Source organism: Bradyrhizobium erythrophlei, from assembly GCF_900142985.1.
In the GTDB taxonomy this organism is placed as follows: Bacteria; Pseudomonadota; Alphaproteobacteria; order Rhizobiales; family Xanthobacteraceae; genus Bradyrhizobium; species Bradyrhizobium erythrophlei_B.
This window is the reverse complement of record NZ_LT670849.1, coordinates 2963677-2985263: the sequence shown is the minus strand read 5'-3', so window position 1 is coordinate 2985263 and position 21587 is coordinate 2963677. Positions and strand designations below refer to the sequence as shown.

The 21587-nt window shown below is 63.1% G+C and carries 24 protein-coding genes; 9 read left to right on the top strand and 15 right to left on the bottom strand.

Translation table 11 applies throughout. The features are described 5' to 3' along the window. Window positions 1-303 precede the first annotated feature (303 nt). Together BUA38_RS13880 and BUA38_RS13875 are read left to right on the top strand one after the other, a co-directional pair. Window positions 304-1149, top strand: a complete 846-nt coding sequence (locus BUA38_RS13880; protein WP_083587577.1) for a YiiX/YebB-like N1pC/P60 family cysteine hydrolase — start codon at window positions 304-306, stop codon at window positions 1147-1149. Window positions 1150-1301: 152 nt separating this feature from the next. Continuing rightward, on the top strand, window positions 1302-2054 hold the full coding sequence (locus BUA38_RS13875) for a sulfate transporter family protein (RefSeq protein WP_072818469.1): 753 nt from the start codon (window positions 1302-1304) through the stop codon (window positions 2052-2054). Between the two features lie 4 nt (window positions 2055-2058). On the opposite strand, the gene BUA38_RS13870 is transcribed toward BUA38_RS13875, so the two are convergent. The 4 genes from BUA38_RS13870 to nth all read right to left on the bottom strand — a co-directional run bounded on the left by BUA38_RS13870 (window position 2059) and on the right by nth (window position 5381). Beyond that, window positions 2059-2709: a polysaccharide deacetylase family protein gene (locus BUA38_RS13870; RefSeq protein ID WP_072818468.1), complete on the bottom strand. Its 651-nt coding sequence runs from the start codon at window positions 2707-2709 to the stop codon at window positions 2059-2061. Window positions 2710-2783: 74 nt separating this feature from the next. Continuing rightward, the gene (locus tag BUA38_RS13865) at window positions 2784-3131 is read right to left on the bottom strand and encodes a hypothetical protein (RefSeq protein WP_156898522.1); all 348 of its coding nucleotides are present in this window, start codon (window positions 3129-3131) and stop codon (window positions 2784-2786) included. A gap of 71 nt (window positions 3132-3202) precedes the next feature. After that, window positions 3203-4408, bottom strand: coding sequence for an ABC transporter substrate-binding protein (locus tag BUA38_RS13860; RefSeq protein WP_072818466.1), 1206 nt, complete (start codon window positions 4406-4408; stop codon window positions 3203-3205). 196 nt (window positions 4409-4604) lie between these two features. Next, window positions 4605-5381, bottom strand: a complete 777-nt coding sequence (nth, locus tag BUA38_RS13855; protein WP_072826107.1) for an endonuclease III — start codon at window positions 5379-5381, stop codon at window positions 4605-4607. 22 nt (window positions 5382-5403) lie between these two features. Here nth and BUA38_RS13850 point away from each other — a divergent pair, with 22 nt between their 5' ends. Continuing rightward, a complete protein-coding gene (locus BUA38_RS13850) occupies window positions 5404-5922 on the top strand; it encodes a DUF2244 domain-containing protein (RefSeq protein WP_072818465.1) in 519 nt (172 codons plus the stop codon). A 118-nt stretch (window positions 5923-6040) separates the two neighbouring features. Beyond that, complete coding sequence (locus BUA38_RS13845) at window positions 6041-6934, top strand: methylated-DNA--[protein]-cysteine S-methyltransferase (protein WP_072826106.1); 894 nt, start codon at window positions 6041-6043, stop codon at window positions 6932-6934. On the opposite strand, the gene BUA38_RS13840 is transcribed toward BUA38_RS13845, so the two are convergent. The 9 genes from BUA38_RS13840 to dnaK all read right to left on the bottom strand — a co-directional run bounded on the left by BUA38_RS13840 (window position 6931) and on the right by dnaK (window position 14606). Then, window positions 6931-7473, bottom strand: a complete 543-nt coding sequence (locus tag BUA38_RS13840; RefSeq protein WP_072818463.1) for a GNAT family N-acetyltransferase — start codon at window positions 7471-7473, stop codon at window positions 6931-6933. The two genes, BUA38_RS13845 and BUA38_RS13840, sit on opposite strands and share 4 nt — an antisense overlap. After that, window positions 7470-8093, bottom strand: coding sequence for a 2,3-bisphosphoglycerate-dependent phosphoglycerate mutase (locus BUA38_RS13835; protein WP_072818462.1), 624 nt, complete (start codon window positions 8091-8093; stop codon window positions 7470-7472). The genes BUA38_RS13840 and BUA38_RS13835 overlap by 4 nt, the downstream gene beginning before the upstream one ends. A 28-nt stretch (window positions 8094-8121) precedes the next feature. Further along, the gene (gene dapB / locus BUA38_RS13830) at window positions 8122-8937 is read right to left on the bottom strand and encodes a 4-hydroxy-tetrahydrodipicolinate reductase (RefSeq protein WP_072818460.1); all 816 of its coding nucleotides are present in this window, start codon (window positions 8935-8937) and stop codon (window positions 8122-8124) included. A gap of 51 nt (window positions 8938-8988) precedes the next feature. Continuing rightward, entirely contained in the window at window positions 8989-9294 is a 306-nt protein-coding gene (locus BUA38_RS13825) for a DUF1330 domain-containing protein (RefSeq protein ID WP_072818458.1), read from the bottom strand. A 21-nt stretch (window positions 9295-9315) separates the two neighbouring features. Beyond that, window positions 9316-10023 carry an orotidine-5'-phosphate decarboxylase gene (pyrF, locus tag BUA38_RS13820; protein WP_072818457.1) on the bottom strand — a complete coding sequence of 236 codons (708 nt, stop codon included), beginning with the start codon at window positions 10021-10023 and terminating at the stop codon, window positions 9316-9318. Window positions 10024-10030: 7 nt separating this feature from the next. After that, a complete protein-coding gene (locus BUA38_RS13815; RefSeq protein WP_072818455.1) occupies window positions 10031-10609 on the bottom strand; it encodes an NADPH-dependent FMN reductase in 579 nt (192 codons plus the stop codon). Window positions 10610-10655: 46 nt separating this feature from the next. Beyond that, window positions 10656-11258: a class I SAM-dependent methyltransferase gene (locus BUA38_RS13810; RefSeq protein WP_072818454.1), complete on the bottom strand. Its 603-nt coding sequence runs from the start codon at window positions 11256-11258 to the stop codon at window positions 10656-10658. Window positions 11259-11443: 185 nt separating this feature from the next. Next, on the bottom strand, window positions 11444-12577 hold the full coding sequence (gene dnaJ / locus BUA38_RS13805) for a molecular chaperone DnaJ (protein WP_072818452.1): 1134 nt from the start codon (window positions 12575-12577) through the stop codon (window positions 11444-11446). A 127-nt stretch (window positions 12578-12704) separates the two neighbouring features. Then, window positions 12705-14606, bottom strand: a complete 1902-nt coding sequence (gene dnaK, locus BUA38_RS13800) for a molecular chaperone DnaK (RefSeq protein WP_072826105.1) — start codon at window positions 14604-14606, stop codon at window positions 12705-12707. A 354-nt stretch (window positions 14607-14960) separates the two neighbouring features. Here dnaK and BUA38_RS13795 point away from each other — a divergent pair, with 354 nt between their 5' ends. Together BUA38_RS13795 and pncA are read left to right on the top strand one after the other, a co-directional pair. Beyond that, the gene (locus tag BUA38_RS13795) at window positions 14961-15896 is read left to right on the top strand and encodes a hypothetical protein (RefSeq protein WP_072818450.1); all 936 of its coding nucleotides are present in this window, start codon (window positions 14961-14963) and stop codon (window positions 15894-15896) included. Between the two features lie 130 nt (window positions 15897-16026). Beyond that, the gene (gene pncA / locus BUA38_RS13790; RefSeq protein ID WP_072818448.1) at window positions 16027-16743 is read left to right on the top strand and encodes a bifunctional nicotinamidase/pyrazinamidase; all 717 of its coding nucleotides are present in this window, start codon (window positions 16027-16029) and stop codon (window positions 16741-16743) included. A 140-nt stretch (window positions 16744-16883) separates the two neighbouring features. Here the strand turns inward: pncA and grpE are convergent, their stop codons facing one another. Together grpE and hrcA are read right to left on the bottom strand one after the other, a co-directional pair. Continuing rightward, window positions 16884-17486, bottom strand: a complete 603-nt coding sequence (gene grpE / locus BUA38_RS13785; protein ID WP_072818446.1) for a nucleotide exchange factor GrpE — start codon at window positions 17484-17486, stop codon at window positions 16884-16886. Between the two features lie 106 nt (window positions 17487-17592). After that, entirely contained in the window at window positions 17593-18681 is a 1089-nt protein-coding gene (gene hrcA, locus BUA38_RS13780) for a heat-inducible transcriptional repressor HrcA (RefSeq protein WP_072818445.1), read from the bottom strand. A gap of 156 nt (window positions 18682-18837) precedes the next feature. Here hrcA and rph point away from each other — a divergent pair, with 156 nt between their 5' ends. The 3 genes from rph to hemW all read left to right on the top strand — a co-directional run bounded on the left by rph (window position 18838) and on the right by hemW (window position 21506). Beyond that, a complete protein-coding gene (gene rph / locus BUA38_RS13775; protein WP_072818443.1) occupies window positions 18838-19551 on the top strand; it encodes a ribonuclease PH in 714 nt (237 codons plus the stop codon). 3 nt (window positions 19552-19554) lie between these two features. Next, window positions 19555-20184 (top strand): RdgB/HAM1 family non-canonical purine NTP pyrophosphatase, encoded by a 630-nt coding sequence (gene rdgB, locus BUA38_RS13770; protein ID WP_072818441.1) that lies wholly within the window; start codon window positions 19555-19557, stop codon window positions 20182-20184. A gap of 134 nt (window positions 20185-20318) precedes the next feature. Then, window positions 20319-21506 carry a radical SAM family heme chaperone HemW gene (hemW, locus tag BUA38_RS13765; RefSeq protein WP_072818439.1) on the top strand — a complete coding sequence of 396 codons (1188 nt, stop codon included), beginning with the start codon at window positions 20319-20321 and terminating at the stop codon, window positions 21504-21506. The last annotated feature ends 81 nt before the right edge of the window (window positions 21507-21587 follow it).

Here is a 21587-nt window from a genome sequence, read left to right as displayed (position 1 = left end):
TTTTGCGAATGTTAGAATCATTGGATCACTAGCAAATATATGTTTCCAGTGGAGTTTAGGATTTGACATTCGCTTTCCAAACTCGCGGCGGCCGGTTAGCGAATGTCAAGTCCACTCCACTGGTGTGAGTGAATTTTCGAACTTGCCGCATCCGGGCGGTGGCGGCAAGCATCATGGTGAATCAATCATGATTGACCAGCCGCTTGCATGAACTAAATTGCAACGGCTTTCGACCAAGATAAGAGTCCAAAAAGCGGACGGATAAGCCCCTTGCGGCTAGGCCAAATCCGCTTGGGGGGAAAAATGGGCGTAATGCTCGACACCGTCGGCAAGTGGATCGCTTCCTATCTTCAGAAGGAAGTGCATGGCTACGAGCCGTTCACCCCGAGCGAGCCCGACCATCTGCGCAACATCGTCCAGCCCGGCGACGTGCTGCTGGTCGAAGGCAACAACCGCATTTCGGGCATCATCAAATACCTGACCCAATCGACCTGGTCGCATGCCGCGCTCTATGTCGGCCCGGTTGACGGCGCGGAAGAGCCGAACGGCGAGCAGCACGTCCTGATCGAAGCCAACATCGGCGAGGGTGTGACGACGGCGCCGCTGTCGAAATATTTCACCTACCATACGCGGCTGTGCCGGCCGGTGGGCCTGACCTACGAAGACCGCTACACGGTCTGCCGCTACGCCATCAACCGGATCGGCTTCGGCTACGACACCAAGAATATTCTCGATCTGATGCGCTTCCTGATTCCGCTGCCGGTCCCGCAACGATTCCGGCGGCGAATGATCGCATTCGGCTCGGGCGATCCGACCAAGATCATCTGCTCGGCCCTGATCGCACAGGCCTTCGACGCCGTGCGCTACCCGATCCTGCCCAAGATCACGCGCGCCGGCTCACGGCAGGCGCGCCGCGAGATCCTGCATATCCGCGACTCCTCGCTCTATATGCCGCGCGACTTCGACATCTCGCCCTATTTCGAAATCGTCAAGCCGACGATCGTGACCGGGTTCGACTACACCGCACTGCATTGGGCCGACAAGCAGAAGCCGCTCCAGGAGGTAGCGGGCCAATTCGGTGTGTTTCCAGAAACACCGCCGCTTGTTCCTGAAACGGTTGACGAAGAAGCGCCGCTTCCGGTTGCGTAAATAGCGCGCACGATCTCCAACCTCATCCGCGATACTTTCCCCGCATCTTTTCGCTAACGACGGGCTACGCCTTGCAACAAAGCCGGGGCTTGCCGAACCTCTCGCCCGTGGCTACCTCTCGCGGGGGCTTTAAGCGAAAGGCAAAACCCATCATGCTTGATGCCGCGGTCAAGGCGCTGTCGCAAATCCTGTCGCCGCCAATGCGCTCGATCCTGTGGCGGTCGATCGGTATGGCACTGGTGCTGATCGTCGTGGTGGCGATCGGCTTGCAGCGCCTGCTGAGCTGGCTTGCGACTTCCGGCGAGGTATGGGCCGAAGCGCTGTTGGGCCCTTCCTTTCAAACCACGCTCAATGTGCTGGCCTGGATTGTCTCGATCGCCGCAAGCCTCGGCATCGTGTTCGGCGCGGTGATGCTGATGCCGGCCATCACCTCGCTGGTCGCGAGTTTTTTCGTCGACGACGTCGCCGACCATGTCGAGCGCGAGCATTATCCGGCCGAGCGGCCCGGTGTCGCGCTGCCGCTGCCGCTTGCGGTTACCCAGGGCCTCAAGACCGCATCGCTCACGATTTTGGTCTATCTGATCGTGCTGCCCTTTGTGCTGTTCGCCGGCGCGGGCTTCATCATCTTCTTCATCGCCATGGCGTGGCTCTTGGGCCGCGAATATTTCGAACTGGCGGCGATGCGGTTCCGCTCGCCGCAGGACGCCAAGGCCATGCGCAAGGATAACGCTGCGACCGTGTTTACGGCGGGACTTTTCATCGCAGCCTTCGTCTCGATCCCGATCGTCAACCTGGCGACGCCGCTGTTCGGCATGGCCTTCATGGTTCACATGCACAAGCGGTTGAGCGGACCAAGACCTGAGCTGATCGAACCTTCGCGAAAGACGAGATTGCCGGTGGCTTGATCGGCTAGTCGGCGACGTAACTTTCCGGAAGACTGACGATCTGGCCTTTGCGCGTGAGCGTGACGGCGTCCGGAAAGTCCTGCTCAAACGTCACGCCGAGGTCTTCGAGCCGCCGGAGCAGTTCCGGCAGCCGCGTCAGGCAGCCGCCTTCGATGTCGTGCAGCACCACCACGCTCCAGTCCTGGGCCGACACCTGCGCCATGCAGCTTTCGACCCAGCCGTCCGGGTCTTTCCAGTCTCCCGGCAGGTTGTTCCAGATGATTGTCCGGTAGTCGTTTGCGACGAGATGGTCGAGAGCCGCCCGGCTGAGAAGATGGGGTCCGAGACGGCCGGAGTTGCCATAGGGCCGAAACAGCTTCTCGGGATGTGCGAATCGTCCGATGCGCGCTTGCGCGCCTTCGATCTCACTCAGCGCATAGTCGCGATCCGGCCGGTCGCCGAGCGCAACCGTGTGCGAAAATGTATGGTTGCCGATCCAGTGACCCGCCGCATGCGCTTGTTGCATCAGGCTGACGGCAGCGGGTTCGCCGAGCTTGCTGCCGATGACGAAGAACGTCGTGAGAATTCGCTGCCCCGCCAGAATGTCGAGCACGCGCTCGGTCACGTCAGGCGTGGGGCCATTATCGAAAGTAAGCGTGACGCGTCTGTCGACCATAGAGCAGCTAATAGACGCGCATGGTGGTCGAAGGCAATTGGCGTTTTGCGCAATAGAGGATCAGAAGCGGGCTGCTAGCCCCCGCACGGGCTGGTCTTCTCGGCGAGCCATTTTTCGATTTCGGAGGGTTTTATAATTCGCTTCGGTGTGACGGGATTCAGCGTTCCGGCGCTGATCTCGGTGCCGGCTGCAATTTTGCTGGCCGCAAACTGTTTAGCCTCGGCCTCGTTGGCAAAGGTCTCCGAGCGACGCGAATAGTGCCCGGTCTTCTGTTCTTCCGGAAGATGGATCGAAACGTACCAGGTTTTCTTGATCACGACGCACGGGTGCCCTTTGCCGGGTTGTCGCAAGTTTAGTCGCAGCAGGCCGGCAAAGGGTTCACCGGCGGAGCGTGGTACCGCCGAGGAGATATAAAATCCCATAAGTGCCGCCGGTCTCGCGCCGGACCACGAATGATCGAGCCACGAGAAGCTCGGATTCCGAAGCTTCAAATTCACCGCACCAGTGGGCATCCGCCCTCGGCCAGCGACCGAAACGCCTGATCGCCGGGAATGGTGGCGAGGATCTTGTAATAATCCCATGGACCCCTGGATTCCGCCGGCGTCTTGACCTGTGCCAGGTACATATCGTGGACCAGGCGGCCGTCCTCGCGCAGTTTGCCGCCCTTGACGTAGAAATCGTTGACCGGCCGTTCGCGCATTTTCGCCATCACCGCCCTGGCCTCGTCGGTGCCGGCGGCGACGATCGCGCCGAGGTAGTGGGTGATTGCCGAATAGACGGCGGCCTGCGGCATGGTCGGCATCCGGTTAAACCGCTCAAAAAAGCGCTTGGACCAGACCCGCGTCTCCTCGTTGCGATCCCAATAGAACGCGGTGACGAACTTCAGCCCCTGCGCTGCCTGAAGCTGCATGCTGTGGACGTCGGAAATGAACACGAGCAGCGAGACGATGGATTGATCTTTCGCCAAGCCGAACTCGTTGGCCTGTTTGGTGGCATTGACCATGTCGCCGCCGCCATTGGCGAAAGCGACAACCTTCGCGCCGGACGCCTGCGCCTGCAAAAGATACGAGGAGAAATCGGCGGTGTTGAGCGGATGGCGAACGCTGCCGAGCACCTTGCCGCCGGCGGCCTTGACCGCGGCTGTGGCGTCGGCCTCCAGCGAATGCCCGAAGGTGTAGTCGACGGTGAGGAAGAACCAGCTATCGCGCCCTTCCGCCACCACCGCCTTCGCAAGACTCGTGGTCAAAGCATAGGAGTCGTAGATCCAGGAGGCTGCCGTCGGCGTGCATGATTTGCCGGTAAAGGCCGTGGAGCCGATCGCACCGCCAATCACGATGCGATTTTTCTCGGCGCCGAGCGCGGAGACCGCAAGCGCAACGGCGGAGTGATCAAATCCGATCGCCATGTCGACCTTGCCGACATCGAACCATTCACGCGCAATGGCCGCACCGACATCGGATTTGTTCTGATGATCGCCCGAGATCACCTCGATCGGCCTGCCAAGCACGGTGCCGCCAAAATCCTCGACCGCCATTTTGGCCGCCACCACCGAGCCTGGACCGCCGAGATCGGCATAAAGGCCGGTCTGGTCGTTGAGCACGCCGATCTTGACGACGTTGTCGGAAACTTGCGCGCGCGCCTCATGCGAAGCCAGTCCCGTGACCAACAGCGCTGAAACCAGCGCAAGCCGCAGCCGCATGGCGTCTCTCCCGTACGATGCGCAGCCCTTATTGCGGGCTTTGGCGCATTGGCGGCGAGCCTAGGCTAACGGACCCTTCCACCACAAGGTCCGGCCGGCGAAAATGACGCAGCTATCGGGACGCGCCGGCTCCGAATTGAAGAACGGCTTCGCTTCCGCTCGCCTCTTTTTGAAGAACGGCTTCGCTTCCGCTCGCCTATGGCGTCTTTTCCGGCCAGCGGCAGAGATCGTTGATCAAACAGACCGCGCAGCGCGGCTGGCGCGCCAGACATGTGTAGCGGCCGTGCAGGATCAGCCAGTGATGCGCGTGCAACATGAATTCATCGGGAATGATGCGCTCGAGCCCCAGCTCGACTTCCAGCGGCGTCTTGCCCGGCGCCATTCCGGTCCGGTTGCCGACGCGAAACACGTGCGTGTCGACCGCCATGGTATGTTCGCCGAACGCCATGTTGAGCACGACATTGGCGGTCTTGCGTCCCGCCCCCGGCAGGGACTCGATCTCAGGCCGCGTGCGCGGCACCTCGCCGCCGAACTCCCGGATCAGTTTCTCCGACAGCGCGATGACGTTTTTCGCTTTGGTACGGTAAAGCCCGACGGTCTTGATATAGTCGCGCAGCTTCTCTTCGCCGAGATCGAGCATCTTGTGCGGCGTATCGGCGATCGGAAACAAAGCGCGCGTCGCGCGGTTGACACCGGCATCGGTGGCTTGCGCCGACAGCACGACCGCGACCAGCAGCGTGAAGGGATTGAGATGCTCCAATTCCCCTCTCGGTTCGGGATTGGCTTTGCGGAAGCGTTCGAACGCCTCGCGCACCTCGGCTTCGGTCCAGGGTTTTGTCTTTTTGGCAGCGGGTGCGGCCTTTGCGGCCTTCTTGCTTCCACCGGATTTTACCACGCGCCGAACGGCAGCCTTCGACTTGGGCTTCGATTTAGGCTTCGATTTAGCGACAGCACGGCGGGTGATTTTCGGCATAGGTTGGGTATACTGATACGTCATGACTTCAGGCAACGATTTTGATCCGGGCTACGAGGCGGAGCTGTTTTCGGCGCGTCTGACGCCGCACCGCTCGCTCAACCGCACCGGCTTTCTGGTGGTCATGGCGTTTATCAGCGTGGTCAGCTTTGCTGCGGGCATGGCCTTCCTCCTGATGGGCGCTTGGCCGGTCTTCGGCTTTTTCGGCTTCGACGTGCTCGCGATCTATTGGGCCTTTCGCATCAACTTTCGCCGCGCCAGGGCGTCGGAGGAAATTCGCGTCACGCCGTCAGAACTTCGGGTGCGGCGGATCAGCCATCGCGGCCACGTGATGGAATTCTCCTTCAATCCGCTGTGGGTGCAGCTTGATCGCAAGACGCACGCCGAATTTGGCATCGAGCGGCTTTATCTGGTCTCGAAAGGCCGCCGCGTCGCGATCGGAAGTTTTCTGGGCGCTGAGGAAAAGGAAAGCTTTTCCAAAGCTTTAATGGCTGCGCTCCAGTCTGCCAAGCGCGGGGTGACCTATAATCCGCTGAGCTAGGCTTTTGTTTTGACGAGTCCGCTTCGCGCCAAACGCTATGGCAGTCGGAAATCGGGTGGTTTGGACGACACGTCAGGCCTACATCGGTGGCATGATCAAACATGCCATGAATGACGCCATGATATCAGCCGCAAATGAAATCCGCCTGGTCAAGCCGGGCACACAGAACGCAGCCCTTCGCGACTATGATTCCGTGCGCCGCGCCATCGCCTTCATCTCAGAGCACTGGCGGACGCAGCCGACCATCGAAGCGATGGCGGAGGCGGCGAGCCTTACGCCGGATGAGCTGCACCACCTGTTTCGCCGCTGGGCCGGGCTGACGCCGAAAGGCTTCATGCAGGCGCTGACGCTCGATCACGCCAAGAATCTCTTGCGCGACTCGGCGAGCGTGCTCGATGCCGCGCTTGATTCCGGCCTTTCCGGGCCCGGCCGCCTGCACGATCTGTTCGTGACCCATGAAGCGATGTCGCCGGGTGAGTGGAAGGCCGGCGGCGCCGGCATGACGCTCCGTTACGGCTTTCATCCCTCGCCCTTCGGCACCGCGCTCGTGATGGGGAGCGATCGGGGTCTTGCGGGCCTGGCCTTTGCCGATGCCGGCGAAGAGAAAGCCGCACTCGCCGACATGACTGGACGCTGGCCACGCGCGATCTACATCGAGGATTATCTCGGCACCGCCCCGTTGGCCCAGCGCATCTTCGACAAAAAACTGTGGCGGCCGGACCAGCCGCTGCGCGTCACCTTGATCGGCACCGACTTCGAGGTTCGGGTCTGGGAGACGCTGCTGAAAATCCCGATGGGCCAGGCCGTCTGCTATTCCGATATCGCCAAGAAGATCGAGAGCCCCAAAGCGTCTCGCGCGGTCGGAGCTGCGGTCGGCAAGAACCCGATCTCCTTCGTGGTGCCCTGCCACCGCGCGCTGGGCAAGAGCGGCGCGCTAACCGGCTATCACTGGGGCATCACCCGCAAGCAGGCAATGATGGGCTGGGAAGCAGGGCAAGTGGGGATGAATTAATCGCGATCCAGCCACTTCCACATGATCGCGGTGTCGCAGAACCGGCCGTCCGGAAACTGCGCGAAATCCGGAATGGTCCCGCTCTGCAACCAGCCGCTCCGAAGATAGAGCCGATGACCGCTTTCGCCGGGCACGGTGTCGAGCACCAATAGCCAGCGCCCGTGCTGTCGCGCCTGCTCTTCGATCGCCGCCATCAGCGCCGCGCCGACGCCGCGGCCGCGCGCCGAGCGATGCACCAGCATTTTCTTGACGTCGGCGCGGTGGAGCTGGTTCGGCGGCGTATCGAGCCCAAGCTGCACGGTGCCGACGATCCTGCCCTCGAGCCGGGCCACGAGCAGCACGATATCTCCCGACGCGACACCGCTTGCGACCTTGTCGAAGAAGCGGCGCGCCTCGCCTGGCGAATAGGGCGACATGAAGTTGACGCTGGCGCCGCCTTCGACGCAGTCGGCCAGCACCTCGGCGAGCTCGTCCAGCGCGCGCTCGCTTACCGGGGCCGCAAGCGAAACGATCTCGACGCTCGTGCCGCCCGTGCTCACGCAGCCAGATCAACCTTGGAAGCGACCGTGGCGTCGGCATTCAGCCGATAGATGATGGGAACGCCGGTGGCGAGCTCACGCTTCAAAATGCCTTCCGGCGAAAGCTTTTCCAGAACCATGATCAGCGCGCGCAGCGAATTGCCGTGCGCGGCAACCAGCGTGCGCTCGCCGCGCAACACGCAGGGAAGGATCTCCTGCACGTAATAAGGCAGCGTGCGCGCCAGCGTGTCCTTCAGGCTTTCGCCACCCGGCGGCGGCACGTCGTAGGAGCGGCGCCAGATCAGCACCTGGTCCTCGCCCCATTTCTTGCGCGCGTCATCCTTGTTGAGACCGGAGAGATCGCCGTAGTCGCGCTCATTGAGCGCCAGGTGCTTGTGAACAGGAATTTTGGTTTGACCGAGTTGCTCCAGCATCAGATCGAGCGTGTGTTGGGCGCGCGTCAGCACCGAGGTGAAGGCGAGATCGAACACCAGCCCGTGCGCCTTCAGCTTGCGGCCTGCTTCCCTGGCTTCAGCAACACCTGCCTCGGTGAGATCGGGATCTTTCCAGCCGGTGAAGAGGTTTTTCAGATTCCATTCGCTCTGGCCGTGGCGCACCAAGACGAGAAGACGATCGCTCATTTCTGAAAGGCTTTCGTTTGAATTGAGGTCAGAAGTTTTCGAGCCCGAGCACGTCGGCCATGGTGTAATAACCGGGCTTCTTGCCGTGGGCCCAGAGCGCCGCCTTGATCGCGCCGTGGGCAAAGATCATGCGATCCTCGGCGTGGTGCGACAACACCAGACGCTCGGCAGGGCCTGAAAAGAACACGCTGTGATCGCCCGCGGCGGTGCCGCCGCGCAACGACGCAAAGCCGATATCGCCCGGGCGGCGCGCCCCGGTCTCGCCGTCGCGGCCACGCGCCGAATGTCCCGCAAGCGGGATGCCACGGCCTGCGGCTGCCGCCTCGCCCAGCATCAGCGCGGTGCCGGAGGGGGCATCGATCTTGCCCTTGTGGTGCATCTCGAGGATTTCGATATCGAACGAAGTATCGAGCGACTGCGCCACGCGCTTGACCAGCGCAGCGAGCAGATTGATGCCGAGACTCATATTGCCCGACTTCACGACGATCGCGCGCGAGGTCACGCTCCGGATCACGGCATCATCGGACGACGACAAGCCCGTGGTGCCGATGACGTGAACGAGGCCGCGCTCGGCGGCGATCGCGACATTGGCGATGGTGGCGCCCGGCACGGTGAAGTCGAGAATGCCGTCGGCATTGGCCGACATCGACCACAGGTCGGCGGATAGCTCGACACCGTTGGCAGGCAGCCCTGCAAGCACGCCGGCATCTTTGCCGAGCAGCTCCGAGCCCGGCGCCTCCAGCGCACCGGCCAGCACCGCACCCTCGGTTTCGGAAATGACGCGTGTCAGCGTCCGGCCCATCCGGCCGCCGGCTCCAGCAACAATCAGACGCATCTCGGACATGGCAAACCCTCTCCAAGCGCTATAGCGGGCGGGACGAGTTCCGGCAACCGATCAGGCGGGTTGCGGGCCGTCATAGCCCTCGATGATCACCAGATCACCCTCGGAATGCGGGCTGCGCAGCGCGACGAGGCGGACATATTCCGGCGAATTGTAGCAGGCGATGGCGGTGTCATAGTCCTTGAACTCGATCACCACATTGCGCGTGCGCGAGGAGCCTTCCTTGGAAACGTGCCGGCCGGCGCGCACCAGGAACTTGGCCCCGTATTTTGCGAATACTGCACCGTTCTGCGCGACATATTCCTTGTAACCGTCGGGATTGTGCACGTCGATGCGCGCGATCCAGTAGCCTTTTGCCATCTTGTTTCTCCCTGTGTCAGCTTAGCTCAGCGCCTGCGCGATCTCGGCCTGGATCGCGTCCGCCGCCGCCTTCGGGTCGGTGGCTTCCACGATCGGACGGCCGACCACGAGATAGTCGGCGCCGGCGGCGATCGCGCGTGCCGGCGTCATGATGCGCTTCTGGTCGCCAACCGAGCTGCCGGCGGGCCGGATGCCCGGCGTCACCAGGCTCATCTGATCGCCGACGATCGCGCGCAACGCGGCCACCTCTTCGGGCGAACATACCAGCCCGTCGACGCCGAGCGTCTTGGCCTGGCGCGCGCGGATCGCCACCATGTCGGAAATGGCGTGCCGGTAGCCGGCTTCCTGCAAATCGGCTTCGTTGTAGGAGGTGAGCACGGTGACGGCGAGAATCTGCAAGCCGGAATTGCCGCGCCCCTCGACCGCGGCCTGCATGGTCTGCGGATAGGCATGCACGGTCACGAACGTGGCGCCATGCGTGGACAGGCTTTCGACGCCGCGCATCACGGTGTTGCCGATGTCGTGCAATTTGACGTCGATGAACACCTTCTTTCCCGCCGCGCTGAGCTTGCGGGCGAGCGACAGGCCGCCGGCATAAACCAGCTGATAGCCGATCTTGTAGAACGTCACGCTGTCGCCAAGCCGCGCGATCATCGCCTCTGCCGGCTCGAGCGCCGGCAGATCGAGCGACACGATCAGGCGGTCTTTCGGGGCGATCAATTGCGGCATGTGACCCTCACATCAGGCGCTGGGAGACGTCGATCAACTGCCGCGACATGGCGCCGAGCGCCTCGAGATCGGGCGGATGCCTCAAGCGCTCCATGTCGTCATAGGCTTCGTCGGCGTGGGCCAGCGCGAGCTGGTTCGGAATCACCAGTGCCTGGCAGGCCGTCAGGATCAACCGCAGCGCCGCAATCGCCCGCGCGCCGCCAAGACGGCCGCGCGAGGCGCCGGCAATCGCAAAGGCGCGGCTGCGAAATACCTGGCCTCTGGCTTCGTGCGTATCCTGCACACGGCTGACCCAGTCGATGGCGTTCTTGAGTAACGGAGGAACCGACGCGTTGTATTCCGGTGTGACGATCAGGACGCCGTGATGCGACCCGATCATCCGCTTGAGATCGACGGCGCTCTTCGGCACGCCGGACCTCGTTTGCAGATCACCATCGTAGATCGGCAGGGAGAAATCGGCGAGCGACAGCCGCGTCACCTCGGCGCCGTCCTGGGCCAGACGATGGGCGGCGACCGCGGCCAGCTTCGCGTTCAGAGAGCCGGTCCGCAGCGAACCGGGGATCACCAGGATTTTCAGTGCGGCCATATTCCAGATCGGTTCAGCGATCGCCCTCCGCCGAACCGGGGACGGCTTAGCCCTTGCGATACACCCAGACGCGGGCGGGCGGAAGGTTCATCCAGACGCGCTCGGAGGCTTCGGTGGAAACCCCGGGCAGCGATTTCGGGATCGGCGGCGCGACCGAGTAGGTGAACTGCACGAAGGGCGCGCGAGGGGCGAGCGCCGCGAACGCATCGCGGATCAGCTTGAGGCGAATCTGCATCGGCTTGGTCACCAGCGGCAGACCGGACACGACGGCGGAGGCCGGCGCATCGAGCGCCTCGCGCAGCGAATCCCGCAAACGATACGCATCGCCCTGGACGACCTTGGCATGCGGGTAACGATCGCGCAGCAGCGCGCAGAAGCCCGGATTGTACTCGACCAGCACCAACCGCTTCTGATCAATGCCGCGTTCGATCAGCGCGTTGGTGATCGCACCGGTGCCGGGACCCAACTCGACGACGGGCGCGTCGGATTCGATGTCGACATATTGCGCCATGGTGCGCGCGAGCAATTTGCCCGACGGCATGACCGCGCCCATGTGAAGTGGTTTTTCAATCCATGAACGGAGAAAACGGACTTCATCATCGAGACGAAGCGGCTTTTTCAACGCACGCACGGACGATTGCAATGGCATGTCGCTACCAGGCGGGACCGCTTTCGCGGCACAATGTCAGAAAACAGTCACAAAGAGGTATAGGGAGCCAACGACCTGGTCAAGCAAAACGCGCCTTGTGGCGCGTTGGCGGCCAGCATACCAGCTTCGCAAGACGCTGTGCTCGTTATGGTTTCGAGCGCGCAAACAAGCGACACCAACGCGAATCACGCGCTGGCACGGTTGCCGAAGAAGTCCTTGACCTTGGCAAAGAAACCCGCAGCCTCGGGTTGGGTTGCACCGGAGGATAATTTTTCGAACTCAGCCAGCAATTCCTGCTGTTTCTTGGTCAGATTCTGCGGCGTCTCGACCATGACCTGGACGTACATGTCACCAGCCTGGCGCGAACGCAGCACCGGCATACCCTTTGATGCAATGCGGAAGCGGCGGCCCGACTGAGTCCCCGACGGGATTTTCACCTTGGTCTTGCCCTTGTCGATGGTCGGCACCTCGAACTCGCCGCCAAGCGCTGCCGTCACCATGGAGATCGGCACCCGGCAATGCAGATCGGCGCCATCGCGCTGGAAGAACTCGTGCGCCGTCAGCGACAGGAAGATGTAGAGGTCGCCGGGAGGCCCGCCACGCAGGCCCGCCTCGCCCTCGCCGGCCAGGCGGATGCGGGTGCCGTCTTCGACCCCTTGCGGAATATTGACCGACAGCGTCCGCTCGCGGGTCACCCGGCCGGTGCCGGTGCAAGACGGACAGGGTTCTTCGATCATCTGGCCGCGGCCCTGACAGCCCGGACAGGTGCGCTCGAGGGTGAAAAAGCCCTGCGCCTGCCGCACCCGCCCGGCGCCGCCGCACATGCTGCAGGTCTTCGGCTTGGTGCCGGCCTTGGCGCCGATGCCCGAACAGGATTCGCAGGTCACCGAGACCGGGATCTCGATCTGCGCGGTCTTGCCCTGGAAGGCTTCCTCCAGGCTGATTTCCATATTGTAGCGCAGGTCGGCGCCACGTTCGCGGCCGCCGCGGCCGCGCTGGCTCGCCATGCCGAACAGGTCTTCGAAAATATCCGAGAAGGAGGACGCAAAGCCGGCGCCGAAGCCCGCAGGGCCGCCGCCCATGCCACCCTGCTCGAAAGCGGCATGGCCGAAGCGGTCGTAGGCGGCGCGCTTGTCGCCGTCTTTCAGAACCTCATAGGCTTCGTTGATTTCCTTGAAGCGGACCTCGCTCTGGGCGTCACCGGGATTCTTGTCCGGATGCCACTTCATCGCAAGCTTGCGAAAGGCCGACTTGAGTCTGGTTTCGTCGGCGGTGCGCTCGACTTCTAGCGTTTCGTAATAACAGCGCTTGGTGGACATCCGTCAAACCCGCCCGAAATTCATCCGCGGCCCACAATGCCGCTTTCGGCTTAAAGAAAAAATAACCCCCACTCTTTCGAGACGCTGCGCGCACTCGCAAGAATGGGGGGCCATCGTTCGTCGCTCTTTAAGCAGATTTCTTGTTGTTCTTGTCGTCGTCGACTTCGGTGAATTCCGCGTCGACCACGTCGTCCTTCGCAGCGTCCTTGGCGGCGTCCGCCTCGGCCTGCTGCTTGTACATGGCCTCGCCGAGCTTCATCGAGGCCTGCGCCAGCGTATTGGTCTTGGCCTTGATCGCCTCGGCGTCGTCGCCCTTCAGCGCTTCCTTCAAATCGCTGACGGCATCCTCGATTGCGCGGCGTTCGGTGTCCGCGATCTTCGAGCCGTGCTCGGCAAGCGCCTTCTCGGTGGAATGCACCAGCGAGTCGGCGTGGTTCTTGGCATCGACCGCCTCGCGGCGCTTCTTGTCGTCGGCCGCATTGGCCTCGGCATCCTTGACCATCTTGTCGATGTCGGCTTCGGACAGACCGCCGGAAGCTTGAATCCGGATCTGCTGCTCCTTGCCGGTCGCCTTGTCCTTGGCGGACACGTTGACGATGCCGTTGGCGTCGATGTCGAACGTCACCTCGATCTGCGGCATGCCGCGCGGCGCCGGCGGAATGCCCATCAGGTCGAACTGGCCGAGAATCTTGTTGTCGGCCGCCATTTCACGCTCGCCCTGGAAGACGCGGATGGTGACCGCGTTCTGGTTATCCTCGGCGGTCGAGAACACCTGGCTCTTCTTGGTCGGGATCGTGGTGTTGCGGTCGATGATGCGGGTGAACACGCCACCCAGCGTCTCGATGCCGAGCGACAGCGGTGTCACGTCGAGCAACAGCACGTCCTTGACGTCGCCTTGCAGCACGCCGGCCTGGATCGCCGCGCCGATCGCCACGACCTCGTCCGGGTTGACGCCCTTGTGCGGCTCCTTGCCGAACAGCTGCTTCACGACTTCCTGCACCTTCGGCATGCGGGTCATACCGCCGACCAGTACCACTTCGCCGATCTCGCCGGCGGTGAGGCCGGCATCCTTCAGCGCCTTGCGGCACGGCTCGATGGTCTTCTGCACGAGGTCATCGACCAGCGCCTCGAACTTGGCGCGCGTCAGCTTCATGGTCAGATGCTTCGGACCGGTCTGGTCCGCGGTGATGAACGGCAGGTTGATTTCGGTCTGCGTGGTCGACGACAATTCGATCTTGGCCTTTTCGGCGGCTTCCTTCAGCCGCTGCAAGGCAAGCTTGTCGTTGCGCAGGTTGATGCCCTGCTCCTTCTGGAACTCATCGGCGAGATAGCCGACCAGCCGCATGTCGAAGTCTTCGCCGCCGAGGAAGGTGTCGCCGTTGGTCGACTTCACCTCGAACACGCCGTCGCCGATTTCGAGAATCGAGATATCGAACGTGCCGCCGCCGAGGTCGTACACCGCGATGGTGCCGGACTTGGTCTTGTCGAGACCGTAGGCAAGCGCGGCCGCCGTCGGCTCGTTGATGATGCGCAGCACTTCAAGGCCGGCGATCTTGCCGGCGTCCTTGGTGGCCTGACGCTGGGCATCGTTGAAATAAGCGGGAACCGTGATGACGGCCTGTTCGACCTTCTGGCCGAGATGGGCTTCAGCGGTCTCCTTCATCTTCTGAAGGATGAAGGCGGAAATCTGCGAGGGCGAATAGGTCTTGCCGTCGGCCTCGACCCAGGCATCGCCGTTGGAGGCCTTCACGATCTTGTAGGGGACGAGCTTCTTGTCCTTCTCCACCATCGGATCGTCGTACCTGCGGCCGACCAGGCGCTTCACCGCAAAGAAGGTTCGCTCGGGATTGGTCACCGCCTGGCGCTTGGCCGGCTGGCCGACAAGCCGCTCGCCATCATCGCTAAAAGCGACGATCGACGGGGTGGTCCGCATGCCCTCGGCGTTTTCAATGACTTTGGCGTTTTTGCCGTCCATTACGGCAACGCACGAATTCGTCGTGCCGAGATCGATCCCAATGACCTTTCCCATGGTCCTCATATCCTTCTTTTTGCGGCAGGTCGGCTTGAGGCCCTGTCGGCGCCTGATCCGGACCCCCAACGATCAAATACTCGCGATATTGCGACGGTGAGCCTCATATAGGAGGGGGTGTATGGCGTGCAAGGAGGATCGCGCAAGCTTCGTCCGCCAAGCCCCTCAACTTTTAAAGATAGTTTCGGGGCGCGACCACAGCCGGACCGCCCCGGGGTAATACCGGGAGGCGGCGTCCCCTCGCCTCCCATACCGCTGTCGCCCGGACGGCAAAACCGTTAAAAGCGCTCCCAACCGGGACAGGGGGAAGCCCCTGATCGAACGGACTCCAACACCACCCGAGAAGATCGCCAAATGACCTATCTCCGACTGCTTTCCGTCCTCGCCTGGCTGGCCGCGACTATCGCCGGCGCGCTCGCCGCCGACCCGGTTTTCCCGCCGGGGGCCCGGGTCGGGATGACGCCGCTGGTCGGCCTCGTCCCCGCCAAGACCTTTTCGGGCTTCACGACGGAGGACCAGAACGTGAAGGTGCTGGTCGCGGAGTTGCCGGCGGGCGCCTATGGCGAGGTCATGAACGGGGTCAAGACCAATCCGGCGGCCGGCTCCGCCGTCAAGCCGGAGAGCCTCGAGACCGGCGCCGGAACGGCGTACTACACGGCAGAGACCGTCAAGAACGCCTCCGGTGTTTTCCGCCACTACTCGATGATCCTCTCCGGCGGGAGCTTCTCCGGCTATGTCGACGTCCAGGTGCCGGAGAACGCCACCAAGATCTACAGCGACGATGCGGTTCGCCAGATGTTTGCATCCGCCGTCATTCGCAAGGAAGTCCCGGTCGACGAACAGCTTGCGCTGATGCCGTTCAAGGTCAGCAATCTCGGCGACTTCAAGCATGTTCGTGCGCTGGGCGCGACCGGCGCGCTCCTTCTCGCTGACGGCGAGGAGGAGACCGGTTTCGAGGCCGCGCCCTTCATGGTGATCGGCCTGATGGCGGCGACACCCGCCCAGCCGGACGACCGCGCCCGCTTCGCCGATCAGGCCGCGCGCGCCATTCCCGGCATGCACACCGGAAAAATCACGATGTCCGAGCCGGTCCGGATCGACGGGATGGCGGGATATGAGACCCGGATCGATGCCACCTCTGGCCGTAACGATACGCCGGTCACGCTGGTGCAGTGGCTGCGCTTCGGCGGCGGGGGCTCGATGCGGATCATCGGCAGCGCGCCGCGCGATCAATGGGAAAAGGCCTTTCCGCGTTTCCGCGCGGTCCGCGACGCAATCGAGCCGCGCTAGCGTAGCGGTTCAAAAGTCCGCACGGACTTCGGAATCGGGGCGCTAGTTTGTGTAGCAGACAGCGCCACTTTCTTGATCTTCCGCCGGCCGCCTGATTTGCTACCCTCGTCCTGAAGAGGGAGGGCACCACATGATCAACCGAAGACAGACACTCGCAACCCTGGGCAGCCTCGCCGCCACCGTGGTTGCTTCACGGCCGCTCTGGGCGGCCGCCTCGATCAAGATCGACGATGCATCGGCCTTGCTCGTCATCGACGTACAGAATTGTTTCCTGCCCGGCGGCAGCCTTGCCGTGAAAGAGGGCGATCAGGTCGTCCCGGTCATCAACAAGCTCGCCAAGGGCTTTGCCAACGTCGTGATGACCCAGGACTGGCACACCCCCGGGCACGTCTCGTTCGCGTCCTCGCATGCCGGCAAGAAACCGTTCGAAACCGTCGATCTGGCTTACGGCAAGCAGGTGCTGTGGCCCGATCACTGCGTGCAGGGCACCGACGGCGCGTCGCTGTCGAAGGATCTCTCGATCCCGCAGGCCGAGCTCATCATCCGCAAGGGCTATCACAAGGACACCGACAGCTATTCGGCCTTCACCGAGGCCGACGGCAAGACGACGACAGGCCTTGCCGCCTGGCTCAAGGCGCGCAAGCTGCAAAAACTTTTCGTTGCGGGCCTTGCTACCGACTTCTGCGTGGCGTGGACCGCGATGGATGCGCGCAAGGCAGGTTTCGACGCCTATGTCATCGAGGACGCCTGCCGCGGCATCGACACCCAGGGCTCGCTTGCCAAGGCATGGGCCGACATGGCCAAGGCGGGCGTGAAGCGAATCCAGTCCAGCGATATCGCCGTGTAACAAGGATATCTGACCCTCATGGTGAGGAGCCGCGTCATTTGACGCGGCGTCTCGAACCATAAGGCCGCCGACACGGGCCACATCCTTCGAGACGCGCGCAATGCGCGCTCCTCAGGATGAGGGGGTCAGGAGCCGCCTGCTTATTGCTGCTGCTCCGGCGCGGGCGTCTTCGCCCCGCCCTTGGAGACAGCGACCAGCGCCGGACGCAGCACGCGTTCGCCGATCGTGTAGCCGGCCTGAACCACCTGCACCACGGTACCCGCCGGCACCGAAGCATCGGGAACTTCGTACATCGCCTGCTGGAAATTCGGATTGAACTTCTCGCCCAGCGGATCGAACTTCTTGACGCCGTTTTTCTCGAGCGTATTGAGCAGGGAGCGCTCCGTGAGCTCGACGCCTTCGATCAGCGTCTTCAGCATCGGGTCGGCCAGTTCCCGCGTCTCAGCCGGCACCGCATCGAGCGCGCGCTGAAGACTATCGGCGATGTCGAGCACGTCGCGCGCAAAGCCGGTGATGCCATAGACCTTCGAATCGGCAACCTCCCGACGGGTCCGCTGACGAAGGTTTTCCATTTCGGCCAGCGTGCGCAGGGTCTTGTCGCGCGCCTCGGCCAGTTCCTTGGCGAGCGCCTCCGCAGACCCTTCTTCCGGATCGTCCGGCATGATGTAGGGCTTGGAAACCACGGGCTCCGCTCCTTGCTCAGGGCTCGCCGAATTGTCGTTCTGCCCCTTGGGATCGGTCATGCGACTACCTTTTCGAAATCGTCTGCTGGATCGTTGAATGATTGCGCCGGATATCGTGCTTTAGCGGCCGAAAATCAAGCTCCAAACGGGCTGTGAGACGCCCGGATCAGCCGCCCAGCATGCGGCTGACGATCCGCGCCGCGTAATCCACCGTCGGGATCACGCGCGCATAATTGAGCCGGGTCGGCCCGATCACGCCGAGAACGCCGACAATCTTGCCCGCCCCGTCCCGATAGGGCGCGATAATCGTCGACGAACCCGACAGCGAAAACAGCTTGTTCTCCGATCCGATGAAAATCCTCACCCCTTCGGCGCTTTCGGCGCGGCCGAGCAGATCGATGACGCCGCGCTTGGTCTCGAGATCATCGAACAACAGGCGGATGCGTTCCAGATCTTCGAGCGCGTGCAGATCTTCCAGGAGATTGGCGTGGCCACGCACGATCAGCTGGCGATCCTCGTTTTCACCGCCGGACCAGCTTGCGAGCCCTGCCGCGATCACCTTCTGCGTCAGCTGATCGAGCTCGGCGCGGCCATGCGCCAGCGCGGTTTCGAGTTCGAGCCGCGCTTCCGCCAGCGTTCGCCCCCGGATCCGCGCGTTGAGAAAGTTGGTCGCTTCGATCAGCGCCGACGACGGCACGCCCGGCGGCAGCACCAGCACGCGGTTTTCGACCTGGCCGTCCTCGCTGACCAGCACGACCAGCGCCCGCTCCGGTTCCAGCCGCACGAATTCGATGTGCTTCAGCCGCGAATTGGATTTGCCGGTCAACACCACCGAGGCGGCGCGCGTCAGCCCGGAGAGCCGGGTCAGCGCCTCGCCGAGCGCGGCCTCGACGGATTGCGCCCGCCCTACAGCCGCAAGCTGGGTCTGGATCGACTGCCGCTCCGCTTCGGTGAGATCGCCGACCTGCATCAGGGCATCGACAAAGAACCGCAGGCCTATTTCGGTCGGCAGCCGGCCGGCCGAGGTGTGCGGCGCGTAGATCAGCCCGAGCGCCTCGAGATCGGCCATCACGTTGCGGACCGACGCCGGCGACAGTGGAACCGCGATCAGGCGCGAAATATTCCGCGAACCGACCGGCTCGCCGGTGGCGAGGTAACTCTCGACGATCTGGCGAAAGATGTCCCGCGAGCGCTCGTTGAGCTGGGCAAGCCCGGCATGCGAGGAAATCAGGCCAATCGGATCGTGATGAGCCAAAATCGAAAACTCCCAAAAATCGCGCTGATCTTGTCTATCTAGGTGTCCCCTGACAAGCGTGCATCAAGGAAAAGCCTTGCCGCACCGCAGGCGCCCTCCTAGAAGGACGCCGGGCCGTCAAATAGGCTGTGCCTTGGTTAATTTCGGAGGATTCTCATGCGTCCAAGCCGCCGTGCGCCGGATGAACTGCGCGCCGTGTCGCTGGAACGCGGCGTGGTCAAGTATGCGGAAGGGTCCTGCCTCGTTAAATTCGGCGACACCCATGTGCTGGTGACGGCGACGCTGGAAGAACGCCTTCCGCCCTGGCTCAAGGGTCAGGGCCGCGGCTGGGTGACGGCCGAATACGGCATGCTGCCGCGGGCAACCCTGGAACGCACCCGGCGGGAAGCTTCCAGCGGCAAGCAAAGCGGACGTACGGTGGAGATCCAGCGTCTGATCGGCCGCTCGCTGCGCACTGCGCTCGACCTGGAAGCGCTCGGCGAGCGCCAGATCACGGTCGATTGCGACGTGCTGCAGGCCGACGGCGGCACACGGACCGCCTCCATCACCGGCGCCTGGGTCGCGCTCGCCGACTGCATCTCCTGGATGAAGGCGCGCAACATGATCAAGACCAACGTCCTGCGCGACCATGTCGCCGCGATCTCCTGCGGCATCTATAACGGAGCGCCGGTGCTCGACCTCGATTACGCCGAGGACTCTTCTGCCGAGACCGACGCCAATTTCGTCATGACCGGCGACGGCCGGATCATCGAAGTGCAGGGCACCGCCGAGAAGACGCCATTCTCGCAGGACGAGTTCCTGGCGCTGATGGCGCTGGCGCAAAAGGGCGTCGCCCGGCTTGTCGACTTGCAGAAGATGGCGGTGGGGTAGGAGATGCCCCGTCGCATAACCGGCCAGCTTGTGATTGCGACCCATAATCCCGGCAAGCTCGTCGAGATGCGCGAATTGCTGGCGCCGCACGGCGTCACGGCGATTTCGGCAACCGATCTCAATCTCGCCGAACCCGAAGAGACCGGCGACAATTTTGCCGCCAACGCCAAAATCAAGGCGGCCGCGGCCGCGACGGCGGCGAACCTTCCTGCGTTTGCTGATGATTCCGGTCTCGTGGTCGACGCGCTCGACGGCGCACCCGGAATCTATTCGGCGCGCTGGGCCGGACCGTCGAAAGATTTCAACGGCGCGATGACCCGGATCGAACGGTTGCTGGCCGAGCGCGGCGCGACCGAACCCGCCCAGCGAAAAGCCCACTTCGTTTCGGCACTGTGCGTTGCCTGGCCCGACGGCCACCTCGAAGAAGTCGAGGCGCGCGTCGACGGCACGCTGGTCTGGCCGCCGCGCGGCACCGCCGGCTTCGGCTACGATCCGATGTTCTTGCCCGACGGCCACGACCGCACCTTCGGCGAGATGAGCGGAATCGAGAAGCACGGCCTGCCGCCGCTCGGCAAAGGGCTCTCCCACAGGGCGCGCGCTTTCGTCAAACTCGCGGAGCGCTGCCTTGACTAGTGCCGCCCATTTGAAGTTCCTACACCACAAGCTGCGAATTCCGTTCAGGAACTTCAAATGGAGAAGCGGCACTAGAATTGTTAAGTTTGCTAGAGCCCATGACTTTCCGAAGTTCGTGAAAGGTGGCTGCTGAGATGGAGCACGAACTTCGGAAAGTAGGCACTAGTGGGCAAAACCAGCAAGAAGCCTTCGGCGTCTACGTGCACTGGCCGTTCTGCCTGTCGAAATGCCCCTATTGCGATTTCAACAGCCACGTCCGTCACGCCGCCATCGACGAGGAGCGTTTTGCGCGCGCCTTTGCGCGCGAGATCGAGACCACCGCAAGCCGCGCTGATGGCCGCGAAGTCACCTCGATTTTTCTCGGCGGCGGCACGCCCTCGCTGATGCAACCGCGGACGGTCGCCGCGATCCTCGACGCCATCGGCAAGCACTGGAACGTGGCTGGCGACGCCGAAGTGACGCTGGAGGCCAATCCGACCAGCGTGGAAGCAACGCGCTTCGCCGGCTATCGCGCCGCCGGCGTCAACCGCGTCTCGCTCGGCGTGCAGGCACTCGACGATGCGTCACTGAAAGAGCTCGGACGGCTGCACTCGGCGCGCGAGGCGCTGGATGCGATCGCCATCGCGCGTCGCTCGTTCGAACGCTATTCCTTCGATCTCATCTATGCGCGTCCCGACCAGACCGCGGAGGCCTGGACCAGCGAGTTGACGTTGGCGATTCGAGAAGCGGCCGAACACCTCTCGCTCTATCAACTGACGATCGAGGAAGGCACGCCGTTCTTCGGCCTGCACGCGGCCGGCAAACTGAAGACGCCGGATGAGGCGCTCGCGCGGACGCTCTACGACGTGACGCAGGAAGTTTGCGATATCAACGGTTTGAACGCGTACGAAATCTCCAACCATGCACGTGCCGGCGCCGAATGCCGGCACAATCTCGTCTATTGGCGGGGCCAGGAATATGCCGGGATCGGCCCAGGCGCACACGGCCGTCTGGATATCGACGGCGTGCGGCATGCGACCTCGACCGAGAAACGTCCCGAAGCGTGGCTGATGCGGGTCGAGACCAACGGCCACGGCGTCGTGGTCGACGATCTCCTCAACAGCGAAGAACGCGCCGACGAGTTCCTGCTGATGGGGCTGCGGCTCGCCGAAGGCATCGATCCCCGCCGCTATACCGCGCTGTCGGGCCGCCCGCTCGATCCGCGCCGCATCGCGCTGTTGCGCGAGCAAGGCGCCATTGCCGTCGACGACGGTGGGCGCTTGCGCGTCACGCAAGCCGGCTTTCCGGTGCTGGATGCGGTGGTTGCGGATCTGGCGGCGTAATCTCTGTCGTCCCTGCGAAAGCAGGGACCCATAACCACAGGCGTTTGAGGCGAGAGCGAGCTGCAGCTGCGACCGGATGGA